14 protein-coding genes and 2 riboswitches are annotated in these 14,837 nt (G+C 37.8%); of the genes, 11 read left to right on the top strand and 3 right to left on the bottom strand.

The genetic code is table 11. The features are described 5' to 3' along the window. Positions 1-30: 30 nt before the first annotated feature. A riboswitch (glycine riboswitch) is annotated at positions 31-208 on the bottom strand. Between the two features lie 180 nt (positions 209-388). Beyond that, positions 389-1,789: a MocR-like pyridoxine biosynthesis transcription factor PdxR gene (locus tag BMX18_RS00600; protein WP_093814602.1), complete on the bottom strand. Its 1,401-nt coding sequence runs from the start codon at positions 1,787-1,789 to the stop codon at positions 389-391. Between the two features lie 105 nt (positions 1,790-1,894). Between BMX18_RS00600 and pdxS the strand changes: the two genes are divergently transcribed. The 3 genes from pdxS (at position 1,895) to pcrA (ending at position 5,810) form a co-directional block, all read left to right on the top strand. Further along, positions 1,895-2,770, top strand: a complete 876-nt coding sequence (pdxS, locus tag BMX18_RS00595) for a pyridoxal 5'-phosphate synthase lyase subunit PdxS (RefSeq protein WP_093814600.1) — start codon at positions 1,895-1,897, stop codon at positions 2,768-2,770. Between the two features lie 9 nt (positions 2,771-2,779). Next, positions 2,780-3,352: a pyridoxal 5'-phosphate synthase glutaminase subunit PdxT gene (pdxT, locus tag BMX18_RS00590; RefSeq protein ID WP_093814598.1), complete on the top strand. Its 573-nt coding sequence runs from the start codon at positions 2,780-2,782 to the stop codon at positions 3,350-3,352. Positions 3,353-3,497: 145 nt separating this feature from the next. Continuing rightward, positions 3,498-5,810, top strand: coding sequence for a DNA helicase PcrA (pcrA, locus tag BMX18_RS00585; protein WP_093814596.1), 2,313 nt, complete (start codon positions 3,498-3,500; stop codon positions 5,808-5,810). 62 nt (positions 5,811-5,872) lie between these two features. On the opposite strand, the gene BMX18_RS00580 is transcribed toward pcrA, so the two are convergent. Both BMX18_RS00580 and BMX18_RS00575 read right to left on the bottom strand, forming a co-directional pair. Beyond that, positions 5,873-7,105, bottom strand: a complete 1,233-nt coding sequence (locus tag BMX18_RS00580; RefSeq protein WP_093814594.1) for an MFS transporter — start codon at positions 7,103-7,105, stop codon at positions 5,873-5,875. Between the two features lie 214 nt (positions 7,106-7,319). Then, entirely contained in the window at positions 7,320-8,183 is an 864-nt protein-coding gene (locus BMX18_RS00575) for a helix-turn-helix domain-containing protein (protein ID WP_093814592.1), read from the bottom strand. 136 nt (positions 8,184-8,319) lie between these two features. Further along, a riboswitch (TPP riboswitch) is annotated at positions 8,320-8,409 on the top strand. 168 nt (positions 8,410-8,577) lie between these two features. Between BMX18_RS00575 and thiW the strand changes: the two genes are divergently transcribed. The 8 genes from thiW (at position 8,578) to BMX18_RS00535 (ending at position 14,790) form a co-directional block, all read left to right on the top strand. Continuing rightward, on the top strand, positions 8,578-9,159 hold the full coding sequence (gene thiW / locus BMX18_RS00570) for an energy coupling factor transporter S component ThiW (protein ID WP_093814590.1): 582 nt from the start codon (positions 8,578-8,580) through the stop codon (positions 9,157-9,159). Further along, the gene (locus tag BMX18_RS00565; RefSeq protein ID WP_093814588.1) at positions 9,156-9,869 is read left to right on the top strand and encodes a class I SAM-dependent DNA methyltransferase; all 714 of its coding nucleotides are present in this window, start codon (positions 9,156-9,158) and stop codon (positions 9,867-9,869) included. Before thiW ends, BMX18_RS00565 begins: the two co-directional genes overlap by 4 nt. Continuing rightward, positions 9,799-10,512 (top strand): HAD family hydrolase, encoded by a 714-nt coding sequence (locus BMX18_RS00560; RefSeq protein WP_257609153.1) that lies wholly within the window; start codon positions 9,799-9,801, stop codon positions 10,510-10,512. Before BMX18_RS00565 ends, BMX18_RS00560 begins: the two co-directional genes overlap by 71 nt. Beyond that, positions 10,505-11,185, top strand: a complete 681-nt coding sequence (gene tenA, locus BMX18_RS00555; protein ID WP_074602030.1) for a thiaminase II — start codon at positions 10,505-10,507, stop codon at positions 11,183-11,185. The genes BMX18_RS00560 and tenA overlap by 8 nt, the downstream gene beginning before the upstream one ends. Then, positions 11,178-11,975 (top strand): bifunctional hydroxymethylpyrimidine kinase/phosphomethylpyrimidine kinase, encoded by a 798-nt coding sequence (gene thiD, locus BMX18_RS00550; RefSeq protein ID WP_093814586.1) that lies wholly within the window; start codon positions 11,178-11,180, stop codon positions 11,973-11,975. Before tenA ends, thiD begins: the two co-directional genes overlap by 8 nt. After that, positions 11,976-12,773 carry a hydroxyethylthiazole kinase gene (gene thiM / locus BMX18_RS00545; protein ID WP_093814584.1) on the top strand — a complete coding sequence of 266 codons (798 nt, stop codon included), beginning with the start codon at positions 11,976-11,978 and terminating at the stop codon, positions 12,771-12,773. Continuing rightward, a complete protein-coding gene (gene thiE / locus BMX18_RS00540) occupies positions 12,766-13,398 on the top strand; it encodes a thiamine phosphate synthase (protein ID WP_093814582.1) in 633 nt (210 codons plus the stop codon). The genes thiM and thiE overlap by 8 nt, the downstream gene beginning before the upstream one ends. Before the next feature lie 111 nt (positions 13,399-13,509). Further along, entirely contained in the window at positions 13,510-14,790 is a 1,281-nt protein-coding gene (locus tag BMX18_RS00535; RefSeq protein ID WP_093814580.1) for an O-acetylhomoserine aminocarboxypropyltransferase/cysteine synthase family protein, read from the top strand. The last annotated feature ends 47 nt before the right edge of the window (positions 14,791-14,837 follow it).

Raw genomic sequence — 14,837 nt, 5'->3', positions numbered from 1 at the left:
CAAAGATAATACACCTTACCTGTTAATCGATTCTTATCTTCTGTCCTTTTGCCTGAGAGTTTGAGCTAGATGTGTGTCTAGCCTTGCCCCTTCGGCGCCTATCTAGTTCTTTCATGTTAGTATTACAATACTCAGTCCTTAAAAACATACTAACGAAAGGTCACTAGTGTCATTTAAAAAATGACTAGGTCTCTCCAGAAGTCCGTCCATCACCCAGTCCTGTCTATGACACCTGAGAGCGTAACTCCTTCGGCGAAAGGCAAGCTTTCTTCTCCTGAATGACATCATTCGGTTTGCTATTTGATTTGAATACTATATTAAAGCAAAAACCGAACTTTGTCAATAGTATTTTTTGAATTGTTTGGAAAAAATATAAATTACAAAAAAATCAAAGAATGATTTGCGATAAAATATTAATGATCTTTTCGATATCTTGATTAGAAATATTAGCATAATTAACGATGAAAGACTTGTCAAAGTGCTTGTTTTCCCCTTGATAATAGTGAGAAATAGATGTCATTTGCAATCCATTTGCTAGAGCTTGTTTGTAAATGTCATCTTCTGCTAGGTCACTTTTAATGGTCATAATAAAATGCAAACCAGACTCTTCTTCATGAATGCTGATGTGATTTTTGAGAGGACTGTCTAATAATCTTTGAATCAGACTGTCACGTTTTTTCTGATAAAAAAGTCGCATACGATTTAAATGCTTTTCAAAATAACCGTCGTTGATAAAGTAAGCAAGGGTGTATTGTTGTAAGTTTGAGACAGTGTTATTGTAAAAGCTAAGTTGCTTTTCAAAGCGTTCCAATAATTGCGGTGGCAAAATCATATAACTAATACGTAAAGTTGAAGCCAAGCTTTTGCTAAAAGTATTGATATAAATGACTTTTCCGAGGCTATCAATCTCTTGAAGGCTAGGAATCGGTAGCCCTTGAAAACGAAATTCACTATCATAATCATCCTCAATGATGTAACGATTGCCTTGATTTGCCCAACTTAAAAGTTCATAACGTTTGCTGATAGATAAAATAGCTCCTGTAGGAAATTGGTGCGAAGGAGAAAGGTGGACAATATCGGCATCTGTTTCTTTTAGTTGTGACATACTAAGTCCGTCATTTTCCATATCAATGAAGGTTTGTTTGACCTGAAATTGCTGATAAATTTTACGGATTTTTGAATAACTTGGCTCTTCTAAAGCAACTGTTTTATCAAGCCCAAGTAATTGAATGAGAATAGTATACAAATACTCGGTTCCTGCACCGATGATAATTTGGCGAGGGTCGACAGCCATTCCACGGTAATCGTTTAGGTGTTTAGCAATAGCTTGTCTTAGTAGTAGTACACCTTTACTTGGTGAGGGGTGAACAAGTTCATCTTGGCAGTTATTCAGAACTTGACGAACAATTTTTGACCACGTAGCAAATGGAAATGTTTCGGAATTGGTCTGGTTATTACTAAGTCGTAGATAAGTTTTGGCTTCATCTGGCCTGCTTTCTGGATTTGAAAGTAACCTTATGGTTTTTTCAACGGGCGGATGGTGTGGATTGATTTCTGAAACGAAGAATCCTTTTTTAGCTTGACTGTAAATGTAGCCTTCAGCTTTTAATTGTTGATAGCTGGTTTCAACCGTAACGATAGATATGCCAAGGTGTTTGGCAAGGTTACGTTTTGATGGTAATTTTTCTCCAGCTTTTAAAATCCCAATGGTAATATCTTTTTTGATTGCACGATAAAGTTGTTCGTAAAGGGGAATAGCACCCTTTTTATCCAATGAATATGTAAGCATAACATCTCCAATCTGACCCTATAAAAAAGTTTTTAAGTGACGCTTGATACCATGTCAGTTTTTATTATAATGAAAAGCAACAAAAAAGTAAATGAGGTATTTCTAATGACAAATCAACGTTATCAACTCAACAAACAATTGGCCCAAATGCTTAAAGGTGGTGTTATCATGGATGTCACAACACCAGAACAAGCGAGAATCGCTGAGGCAGCAGGTGCCTGTGCCGTCATGGCACTTGAAAGAATTCCAGCAGATATTCGAGCAGCTGGTGGTGTTTCGCGCATGAGTGATCCTAAGATGATTCAAGAAATTCAAGAGGCTGTTTCTATTCCAGTTATGGCAAAAGTTCGTATTGGTCATTTTGTTGAAGCTCAGATTCTTGAAGCTATTGAGATTGATTACATTGATGAAAGTGAAGTGCTCTCACCTGCTGATGACCTTTATCATATTGACAAGACTCAATTTGACGTGCCATTTGTGTGTGGGGCTAAAAATCTTGGTGAGGCTCTTCGCCGTATTGCAGAAGGCGCTAGTATGATTCGTTCAAAAGGGGAACCAGGTACTGGTGATGTCATCCAAGCAGTTCGACATTTACGTTCATTGAAAAAAGAAATCGCTCGTCTTAAGGCTCTTCGTTCGGATGAACTCTATCAAGCAGCAAAAGAATTGCAAGTTCCTTATGATTTAGTCAAAGAAGTTCATGAGACTGGAAAATTACCAGTTGTTTTGTTTGCGGCGGGTGGTGTGGCTACGCCAGCAGATGCTGCGTTGATGATGCAACTTGGTGCAGAAGGTGTTTTTGTTGGCTCTGGAATTTTCAAATCAGGTGACCCTGAAAAACGTGCGCGTGCTATCGTTCAAGCTGTGACAAATTATCAAGATAAGAAATTACTTGCCAAGTTATCAGAAAATCTCGGCGAAGCCATGGTCGGCATTAACGAAGAAGAAATTCAATTGCTTATGGCTGAACGTGGAATTTAGGAGGTTGATATGGTTTTAATCGGAGTGCTAGCCCTGCAAGGGGATTTTGCAGAGCATAAAGCAAAGTTAGCCTCATTAGGTGCACAGACAATTGAGATTCGGCAGCTAAAAGATTTGGAAAAGCCGCTAGACGGTTTGGTGCTTCCAGGTGGTGAATCAACGGTACAAGGAAAATTGTTAGCTGATTTAGGGCTTTTAGAACCTTTGCGAGAAAGGATTCAGCAGGGTTTGCCAGTTCTTGCGACCTGCGCTGGCTTGATATTACTAGCTGAAAATGTAGAAAATCAAGCAAAGCGTTATTTAGGAACTTTGCCAGTCACCGTTAAGCGTAATGCCTACGGTAGACAATTAGGAAGTTTTTCGTCTTTACTTGATTTTGCGGATTTAGGTCAAGTGCTAGCGACTTTTATCAGAGCACCATACATTAGTGAGGTAGAAGATGAAGTTGAGATTTTGTCAAAACATCAAGGGAAAATCGTCGCTGCTCGTTATCGCAATCAAATCGGACTTTCTTTTCATCCTGAAGTTGATGAGAGTGACAGCATTCATTCTTATTTCTTGAAGATTTGCCAAACAAAGTGAAACCAGCCAACATTATTTCTTTAAAAAATGGTACAATAGAAAAGCATTGATTTTAATGAAATAATTAATATAGAGAGGAATAAATCTCGGATGGTTTTCTTGGCTGATAGGAGCTGATGGCAGAACCTCCGTGGTCTTTTATACGATGAATCCTTTATTAAATGGTATGAATGATAAGCAGGCAGAAGCTGTTAAAACGACTGAAGGTCCGCTTTTGATTATGGCAGGTGCGGGCTCTGGGAAGACTCGCGTGTTGACACACCGCATTGCCTATTTGATTGATGAAAAATTTGTAAATCCGTGGAATATCTTAGCGATTACCTTCACCAATAAAGCTGCGCGTGAAATGCGTGAACGTGCTATGGCCTTGAATCCTGCAACGGCTGATACGTTGATTGCTACCTTCCACAGCATGTGTGTACGCATTTTGCGTCGTGACGCTGATCACATCGGATATAACCGCAATTTCACTATTGTGGATCCTGGTGAACAACGTACGCTCATGAAACGTATTTTAAAGAACCTCAACCTTGATCCTAAAAAATGGAATGAACGTGCCATTCTTGGAACGATTTCAAATGCCAAGAATGATTTGCTTGATGAGGTTGCATATGAGAACCAAGCTGGTGACATGTACACACAAATCGTTGCCAAATGTTACAAAGCTTATCAAGCGGAACTTCGTCAAAGCGAAGCTATGGACTTTGATGACCTTATCATGTTGACGCTTCGTTTGTTTGACCAAAATCCAGATGTTTTGGCTTATTATCAACAACGCTACCAATATATTCACGTAGATGAGTATCAAGATACTAACCATGCTCAGTATCAGTTGGTTAAACTCTTGGCATCTCGTTTTAAAAATATCTGTGTCGTCGGTGATGCTGATCAATCTATCTATGGTTGGCGTGGTGCTGATATGCAAAATATCCTTGATTTTGAGAAAGATTATCCTGAAGCCAAGGTTGTTATGCTGGAAGAAAACTATCGTTCCACTAAGAAAATTTTGCAAGCAGCTAATGCCGTTATCAATAACAACCGCAATCGTCGTCCGAAAAAACTTTGGACACAAAATGCTGACGGGGAACAAATCGTTTACTATCGTGCGCGTGATGAACGTGAAGAAGCTGTTTTTGTTGCCTCAACGATTGACAATATTGTCCGTGAACAAGGGAAAAACTTCAAAGATTTTGCGGTACTTTACCGTACAAACGCTCAATCACGTACTATTGAAGAAGCTTTGCTGAAATCAAATATTCCATATACTATGGTTGGTGGAACGAAATTCTACAGCCGTAAGGAAATTCGTGACGTGATTTCATACTTGAATGTTATTGCCAATACTGCCGATAACATTAGTTATGAACGTATCGTCAACGAACCAAAACGCGGTGTTGGTCCTGGTACGCTTGAGAAAATCCGTGACTTTGCTAATCTTCAAAACATGAGTTTGCTTGATGCATCAGCTAATATCATGCTTTCAGGTGTCAAAGGAAAAGCGGCACAAGCCGTTTGGGATTTGGCAAATCTTCTTATGAATCTTCGTGCGGATTTGGATAAATACAGTGTTACTGAATTGGTAGAAGCTGTTCTTGATAAGACTGGATACCTTGATGCCCTTCGTGTGCAAAATACGCTTGAAAGCCAAGCACGTATCGAAAATATCGAAGAATTCTTGACTGTTACGAAAAACTTTGATGAAAATCAAGACGATGCCCCAGAAGATGAATCTGGTATTGACAAACTAAGTCGTTTCTTGAATGATTTGGCTTTGATTGCAGATACTGATGATGGTGATGCTGAAACAGCAGAAGTGACTTTGATGACCTTGCACGCTGCCAAAGGTTTGGAATTTCCAATTGTCTTCTTGATTGGTATGGAAGAAGGGGTCTTCCCACTTTCTCGAGCTGCTGAAGATCAAGATGAATTAGAAGAAGAACGCCGTTTGGCATATGTTGGTATTACGCGTGCTGAGCAGTTGCTCTTTGTGACAAATGCCAATACACGTACCTTGTTTGGTAAGACAAGTTATAACCGTCCATCTCGCTTCATCCGTGAAATTGATGACGAGTTATTGCAATACCAAGGCTTGGCTCGACCTGCTAATTCTTCATTTGGTGTTCGTTATAGCAATAGCAGTGACCAATCAATGAGCTTTGGTAAAGGCATGAGCCTCCAACAAGCTCTTCAAGCTCGCAAAGCGAAAGTTCAACCGACATCACGTGGAGCGCAGCCATATTCAAAAGCCGTCAAAGGAGTACCTTTTGGTCAATCAGCTAGCGCTTCAAAAGAAGCTGTTGACTGGCAAATCGGTGATATCGCTCATCACAGAAAATGGGGTGACGGAACAGTTCTTGCTGTCACTGGATCAGGCAAAACTCAAGAACTAAAAATCAATTTCCCAGAAGTTGGACTTAAAAAACTATTAGCCAGCGTCGCACCAATTGAGAAGAAATAATAGGAGAAGTAATACCAAAAGAAATCCAAGTTTTCCTTGGATTTCTTTTTTTTTTAAAATTCTCAATCAGCAACAGTTTTAGTAGAAGCTGACAATTTAAAGACAGCAACAGCTAAAGCCAGAAATGTAATCCAAGTGGATGTGATATTCCACGAAGATAAACTACTAAATAATACTGTTCCGACAGGAAGGGACAAGGTGAACAAAAAAGTCAGAAAATTATTTGTTTGTGCTAAGGTATTGGCTGGAAGATTGCTCAATAATTGAGAATTAATTTTAGGATTAACTTTTCCGACTAAATAACTGGCAAATGCTAGTAGTAAAATACCGATAATTAAGGGGAAGTGGATAAGATTTGAAAGGCCGACAAGAAAGAAAATTACTGCACTAATTTTTAGCAATTGTCTAATTGATTTTTGAGAAAAATAATCGTGTGGTGTCAAGCTTCCAATCAAAATACCGCCAACTAAGATAAACTCAATAAGAAGTAGTGCTTGGCTGTAGGATAGGTGACCAATTTTTGCAGACAGTAGCCAAATATTATAAATAGCATTAAGTGAGCCACTGAGCATATTTAAGCAGAGAATTGCTAGGAGTAAGTGAATAAAATCAGCGCTATTAGTTTCGTTAAAAATCAACATAACATTATGGTATAAGTTTGAAAATTGTTCTTTGAATGATAGTTCATTATCGCTTGATAAAACATCGTAATCAGCGTCGTCTTTGATGATTAATATCACCAGAGCTGACAGCATAAAAGAGAGTGCATTAATTATTGCGAGAAGCGCAAAGTTGTGATGAGAAATCGTTAATAACCAAATTCCTAAAGCTTGTCCAGAAAAGTTGCAGATATAAGAAATGAATTGCGTGAAAGAATAGGCTTCGATTAAATCTTTCTTGTTAACGTACTTTTGAATAATAGGCATTCGAAGACCATTTGAAAAATCGCTTAACATATCGCTAAGGATATTAAAAAGGCAAATAAAAGAAAAGGCAAGTAAACAATGCTTGGAAATTATAAAAGCCAAGCTTGTAAAAATAGCTGCTTGAGTAAAACCTGTGATAACAATCCATTTCTTTTTGAATTGAGTTTGATCAGCCTTTATGCCAACTAAAATAGTAAAGAGTGTTGGTATAACCATTGTTACATTAGCCACTCCTACCATAATTTTTGAATGAAAAACAGTTGCAGCATAGATGACGAAAACAATATTATATAGTGATGAACCAATAGTGTTTAAAAATCGAGAAACTGTTAGGAAGTGATATACCTTATTTGTAAAAAACAATTTCATATTTTTGACTCCTTAACTGATTTTGTATCATTATAGTATTTTTTTAATCAAGGAGTAAAAACGTTGAATATATTCAAAAGGAGTCCAGAGGACTGTTTTTAAACGAGCTACAAATAAGAAAATCAGTCATGTTCTTTAAAGAGTTTTTTGTAGATAAAAATAATAAAGAAAATGTAAAAAAGATATAAGCCCTTGAATATATTCAATATCATAATTAATTTAAGTTTTCGCTGATTACTTTTTGCATTCCAGAAGAGTAATAATCGGCAGCTGATTGGCAATCTAAAATCTTTAAAATTTGGATTGCATCATTCATTTGTTTCAATCCATCTTGTTTATGCCCTTGCTTGTAATCAAACAAGCCCTTTGCCCATAAATAAATCGTACGGTAATATGCTTCGCTTTCTTTGTAAAAATGATTTTGGATTTGTTTGTTAAAATAATTAGCATTAATAAAATCATTTTCATCGATGCAAAGCATAAAACCATTTAGTAACATTGTATGAATAATTTTTCGGTTTTCGTCTAGTTCTCCTAAAAAATCAGTTTTTCGGAGACACTCTCTAGCATACATTGTAAATAGTTCAGGAGATAGCAGAGTAGAACAAATCGAAAAGAGAGATAGTTCATGCTTTCCCCAGATTTCAGTATTAAAAAGATAATTATAAAGGAACGTTTCTTCTTCAGATGTTAGTTCTGTTGTTTCATCAAAGGCTTTCATGTGTGCTTTGATGATTATGGTGTAAATCATTTTTGTATCTCTATTATTCTGCTTATTTTGCTCACTTTCATATAATTTCTGTAAACCAGCTTGATCAAGCTTTTCTTCTAAAGAATAGATTTTTTCTTGTAATTCTACTAAATCACTTTTTAAAAATCCTCTAGTTAGATAAAGAAATTCATTAATTTCAATATGTGCGTTTTCAAGAGCTATCAATAATTTTTGAGCAGAAAGGTCATGTTTCCCACTTTCAAATTTTGAAAGCATCGAAGGTGAGAAGTATCCACCAGTAGCATTTGCTAGCGAAATATGTCTTGCTTCTCTTAATTCTTTGAAGGCCTGTCCTAAATATTTCATGTATTACTCCAGTTTATTAAGAATTCTTTTGTACAAATTATACCTCTTTTTATCAATTCACTGCAAAAATTGTGCCATTTTTCTGAAAATTATTGCACTTTCAAGTTGAATGTGTTATAGTTATTCTGTAAATTTAATAAGACATTTGGGGTGCGTAAAAGCTGAGATTATACCCATTGAACCTGATGCAGTTAGAACTGACGAAGGGAAATGTGTAAGCAACAAAAAGCTGTTTTTTTGTTGTGCAAAAATCGATATAAGATAGTTCTTTTGTAAAGTCAAAAGAGCTGTTTCGCAGTTTTTAAATAGATAAACTCCATTTGAGATTTTTCAAATGGAGCCTTTTTATTTCTGTGAGCTTTTGGTGCATGTTAGTGTCAGGAAAGGAATTTTTATGGCGAATAATCGTGTACACCGTTTAACTGTTTTGGCTATCATGATTGCTTTGGATTTTTTGCTAACACCGCTGTTTCGGATTGAAGGCATGGCATTTATGTCCAGTGTGATGAATATCATTGCGGCAACTTTCATGACGCCTATTTATGCTGTAGCTATGGCATTAATTGTTGCTATTATGCGGATTTTAACTCAAGCTGGTGTGGCTAGTGTAGCTCCATTAGCTATTATTGGATCTGTCCCAGGAGCTTTTTTAGCCACTTATTTTTACCGTTTAACGAAAAAGCCTGTCATGGCATGGTTCGGAGAGTTTCTTGGAACAGGGATTATTGGTTCGCAACTTTCTGCACCAGTTATGGTTTGGTTTTGGACCATGTCAGCTCATGGGGATGACGAGTTACTTGCAAAAGCAAGTCAGGCACAATCTTTGGTCTTTTTTACCCCACGATTTGTTTTGGCGACTTTGATTGGAGGCTTTTTGGCAATGGCTGTGCTTCGTAGCTTGAAGTATTCAACACATTTCATGAATTTGAAAAAATTATATGCCTTAGAAAGTCTCAAGGAGGATGGATTACAATGACAGATGCAAAAATGTTTGACGGTTACGCAGACGCGTATGACCAATGGTTTATGACAAATAGTAATGTCTTTGCCAGTGAATTAAAACTATTGTACCGAGCTTTACATGATATTGAAAAAGAAACCATTCTATCAATTGGATGCGGCAGTGGTCTTTTTGAATCAGCTTTGCATAGACAATACGGCATTCAGGTTAAATACGGTGTTGAGCCGTCAAATGATATGGCGACAATTGCTAGAAAACGTGGCATGACAGTCAAGATTGGGGATGCAGAGAGTGCTACACTTGCAAAAGAAGCCTATGATGTGATTTATTTAAACGGTTGTTCGAGTTATATCAAAGATTTATCGTCAGCTTACCAGAATTGCCATCGTGCTTTGAAAAAGGGAGGTCATTTGATTTTGTTGGATGTTCCAGTGGAGAGTGCTTATGGTATTTTGTATAAATTTGCTGCTCATGTTGGTGGTTATAATAAAGAAATTTTTCATAAAATTGCCCCAACCTTTCCTTATCCAATCGAGTTAGTCCGCTCTGCTGTTTTCCATTCTCCTCTTGAAAAAGAAGCGATTTTAAGAGATGAACTTGCCATGACAAATATTCGATATTTCCAAACCCTTACGGCTCAGCCTATCTATACTAATGATTTTGTGGAAGAACCGATTGAGGGTTATGACAAAGGAGGTTATGTTGCCCTTGTTGCCCAAAAGTAAAAGCGTTATTTTTCTTGATTTAGACGGGGTTGTTTTTGATTCTTATGGTTTGTGGGATGAGGTCATCGAGAAAGTTTTGGCTTTAGCCAATATCTCCTATACTCAAACGATAAAAAAACACCTCTGGCGTTTCAATATGGTTGAGGCGCAAGCTTATTTATCAGCTTTATTTGCCAAAGAAAACTTGACTTATCCAGAAAAGAAAACTCAGCAGCTACTAGAAGAGGCTTATCAAAAGATTTCACTCATGCCGCAAGCTGTAGAGACCTTAGCCGATTTAGCTGAAAAAGATTTTTTGATTTATGCAGTCACATCAAATTATGATGATTTAGCCAAAATCGGTTTAGAATCGGCAGGAGTATTGCAATACTTTTCTGGTATTTATTCTTGTATTGCGCTAGGATTTCCTGATAAAACAGAAGATTTTTATCAAGCGGTACTTGAAACTGAAGCCTTATTTGACAAGACGATTTTTTATCTGGAAGACAGCACGCGCCATTTAAAAACAGCTCAAAAGTTTGGTATTCAAGGTGTCTATCTGTCAAATACTGATAACCCACAAGACAATCAAGAGCAGGCATTTCGCACCATTCGTCACTTAAAGGAATTCACAACAATAGTAAAGGAAGAAATGAATGATTAATGAAATGAAAGAACGTAGTCAAATCTTCATTGATAAGATTTTAGAAGATGATTTTATCAAGCAAATGATGGCGGGCAATTTGTCTGATGAAGCAATTTGCCATTACTTAAAAGCGGATGCTATCTATTTGGAAAAATTTGCTGATATTTATGCTCAGCTATTTGCCAAAATTTCCGATAAACCAAGCAAAGACTTCTTTTTAGGTCAGATTGACTTTATTTTTAATCATGAGGTGGGAGCTCATCATATTTTAGCTGAGGCAGCTGGAAGAGATTATCATGATATTATTGCTGATAAGGCTTGGTATCCAAGTTCTGACCATTACATTAAGCACATGTACTATCAGCTAAGTCAAGATAATCCAGCTTACATCTTGGCAGCCATGCTTCCATGTCCGTGGATTTATCAGCAGGTTGCTAAAAAAGCACTTGAGACTGGTAAGGTTGCAAGTGATAATCCATTTAAAGCATGGTTTGAGTTTTACGCAGCTGACGAAGCAACAGCTTGTTTACCGACGTATTTTGACCTACTAAAGCGATTTAGTAGTCAACTACCAGAAGAAAAAAGAAAAGAAATGATTCGTGTCTTTTTGGAAAGTTGTCAGCATGAACGCAATTTTTTCCAAATGGCAATTGATCAGGAAGAGTGGCCAGAGGAGGTAAGAAATGTCTAAATTACAAGTAGCTCTAACAATTGCTGGAACTGATCCAAGTGGTGGGGCGGGTATCATGGCTGATTTAAAGAGCTTTCAAGCGCGTGGGGTTTATGGTATGGCGGTTGTTACCAGTGTAGTTGCACAAAATACCCAAGGTGTTCAAGCTATTTGTAACCTTGATCAAATGATTCTTGATGAGCAGCTAAAAAGTGTCTTTTCTGATATTAAGCCAGATGCGATTAAGACAGGGATGCTGGCGGAAGTTGAAACCATTGAATGCGTGAGTCAGTATTTGAATACTATGTCATGTCCTTACGTCCTTGATCCTGTCATGGTAGCAACAAGTGGCGATCGTTTGATTAGCCAAGAAGCAGTAGAGGCTCTTAAAGAAAAATTGCTTCCTTTGGCAACCATTATCACACCAAACTTACCAGAAGCTGAAGTACTTTTTGGACAAGAATTAAAAGACGAAGATGCCATTTTCAAAGCTGGAAAGTCTATTCAAGCTAAATACGGCGTTAAAAATGTTGTCATCAAAGGTGGCCATTTACAAAATGAAGCTAAAGACTTTCTCTTTTTAGAAAATGGTCAAGTGCAGACACTTACCTCTGAACGCATTGCGACCAAACATACACACGGAACGGGTTGTACTTATGCTGCAGTAATCACGGCAGAATTAGCCAAAGGTCGTTCTGTTCAAGAAGCAGTTGGAACAGCTAAGCGATTTATTACAGAAGCTATCAAAACCGCTCCAGAACTCGGTCATGGAAATGGTCCAGTTAATCACGTCACATACAAAGGAGATTAAATGACTTATTTAGATGACTTACGAGAGAATAATCCTTTGACCATTTGTTTGACAAATAATGTCGTCAAGAATTTCTCAGCAAATGGTCTGTTGGCTCTTGGTGCCTCTCCAGCCATGAGTGAATATCAGCCAGATTTGGAAGATTTTTTGCCAAATGCAAGTGGTCTGTTGGTTAATATTGGTACTTTGCACGAGGGAAGTTGGCAACTTTACAAGGACGCTCTAGATATTGCTGAGAAGTATTCGGTGCCAACTGTTTTGGATCCAGTTGCTGCTGGTGCTGGACCTTATCGCAAGAAAGTTGCGTCTGATTTGCTAAATCATCACAAGATTTCACTTTTACGCGGAAATGCCGGGGAAATTGCTGCGCTAGTTGGACAAGATGTTAAAAGTAAAGGTGTTGATTCTGCAGACGTTGATGACATTGGACATCTTGCTTGGTTAGCTAATCAAAAACTTGGAATTCCAGTTGTCATCACAGGAAAAACAGATGCCATTGCGGTCAATGGTCACGTTAAACTTCTTAAAAATGGTAGTCCCTTAATGCCACTTGTTACAGGAACAGGCTGCTTACTCGGAGCAGTGCTAGCTGCATTTATCGGTCTTGCTAAAGAAGGCGATTTACTTGCTTGCTTAGAAGAGGCAATCTCAGTTTATAATATCGCAGGTGAGCTGGCAGAAGTTGCGTCAAGCAATGGTCTACCTGGAAGTTTTCAGATAGCATTTCTAGATGCTCTTTGCAAAATCACAAATCAAGATGTTGAGCGCTTGAAGAGAGTTGAGGTATATTGTGAATAAAGAACAGTTGCAGGTCTATTTTATTTGTGGCACGCCAAATTGTCCTAAAGGGAAATTTTTGGATGTCCTAGAAGCAGCTTTTAAGTCAGGGGTGACATGCTTTCAATTTCGTGAAAAAGGTCAAGGTGCACTTTCTGGGCAAGAAAAAAAGGAACTTGCTTTAAAGGTTAAAGCCCTTTGTCGTAAGTACCACGTTTTATTTTTCATCAACGATGACATTGATTTGGCTTTAGAAATTGGTGTTGATGGTGTCCATCTTGGTCAAGATGATATGCCAGTCCGCGAGGCTAGAAAGTTGTTTCCAGATAAGTTGATAGGTCTATCGGTTGGAAATGCTAAAGAATATCATTTATCAGCAATTGATGTTGTTGATTACATTGGCGTAGGGCCTATTTTTCCAACTTCTTCAAAATCTGACGCTGGCCAAGTTATCGGATTAAATGGTTTGAGAGAAATGCGTGAATTAGATAAAGACATTCCAATTGTGGCAATTGGTGGCATTACATTTGGTGATGTAGCTGCTATTCGGCAATCTGGAGCAGATGGTGTTGCAGTGATTTCAGCCATTGCTCAGTCCAAAGAAGTTGAACTTGATACTCAGCGATTTGCCAGAGCATTTGATTAGGGTATAGTTTGAAACTATACCTAGTCTTTTTTAATAAGTATTAGTCAAGAATTTTAAAAGAGTGTAAAATTGTATGTACATTCAGAAAATTTAATGATTGGAGTACATGCCATGACACGAAAATATAACTTTGAAACTCTACAATTGCATGCTGGTCAAGAAGTTGACCCAACAACAAAATCTCGTGCTGTTCCAATTTACCAAACAACATCATATGTTTTTGATAATGCTCAAGAAGGTGAAGATTTATTTGGTTTGAAAAAACCAGGAAATATCTATTCACGTATCGGGAATCCAACAGTAGAAGTCTTTGAAAATCGTATTGCTGCCCTTGAAAATGGGGTCGGAGCAGTGGCGACATCATCTGGTATGGCAGCTATTACTTATGCTGTTCTTGGACTTGCACACTCTGGCGATCACGTGGTGGCAGCGACAACTCTTTACGGTGGAACATTTAACTTACTCAAAGAAACTCTTCCACGTTATGGCGTGACGACAACATTTGTTGATGTTGCCAATCTTGAGGAAGTTGAGGCAGCTATCAAGGATAATACAAAACTTGTTTTGATTGAAACGCTTGGAAATCCTGTTATCAATATTCCTGATATCGAAAAGATTGCTCATATTGCGCATGCTCACAAGATTCCATTGGTAACTGATAATACCTTTGGTACACCATATCTAATCAATGTTTTCTCACACGGTGTTGATATTGCCGTTCATTCAGCGACAAAATTTATCGGTGGACACGGAACAACTATTGCAGGTGTAGTTGTGGATTCAGGAAACTTCGATTGGGAAGCATCTGGTAAATTCCCACAATTTGTAGATGAAGACCCATCATATCACAATATCAGCTACACTCGTGATATCGGAGCTGCAGCTTTTATCACAGCCCTTCGTGTGCAATTATTGCGTGACACTGGTGCAGCTTTGTCACCATTTAGTGCTTTCTTACTTTTGCAAGGTCTTGAAACATTGTCACTTCGTATTGACCGCCATATTGAAAACACTAAGAAAATTGTCGACTTTTTGGCAAACCATCCAAAAGTTGAAAAGGTCAACTACCCAAGCTTGCCATCAAGCCCATATTATGACTTGGCTCAAAAATATTTCCCTAAAGGTGCTGGTTCAATCTTTACTTTCCACATCAAGGGAGGGCAAGAAGAAGCGCATAAATTTATCGATAACCTTGAAATCTTCTCTGATTTAGCAAACGTTGCGGATGCCAAATCTCTTGTTGTTCACCCAGCGACAACAACTCACCAACAACTTTCTGAAGAAGATTTGAAAGCTTGTGGAGTAACTCGAAATCAAATTCGTGTATCTGTTGGTCTTGAAAATGCTGATGACTTGATTGAAGATTTGCGTCTAGCTTTGGAAAAAATCTAATCAAACAATCGTATTGATGTTCATAGGGTAAAAGCAAGCAGTCTGTA

Origin of the sequence: Streptococcus sp. 45, assembly GCF_900108865.1 — a bacterium.
In the GTDB taxonomy this organism is placed as follows: Bacteria; Bacillota; Bacilli; order Lactobacillales; family Streptococcaceae; genus Streptococcus; species Streptococcus ruminicola.
This window is presented reverse-complemented; position numbering and strand designations above follow the sequence as displayed.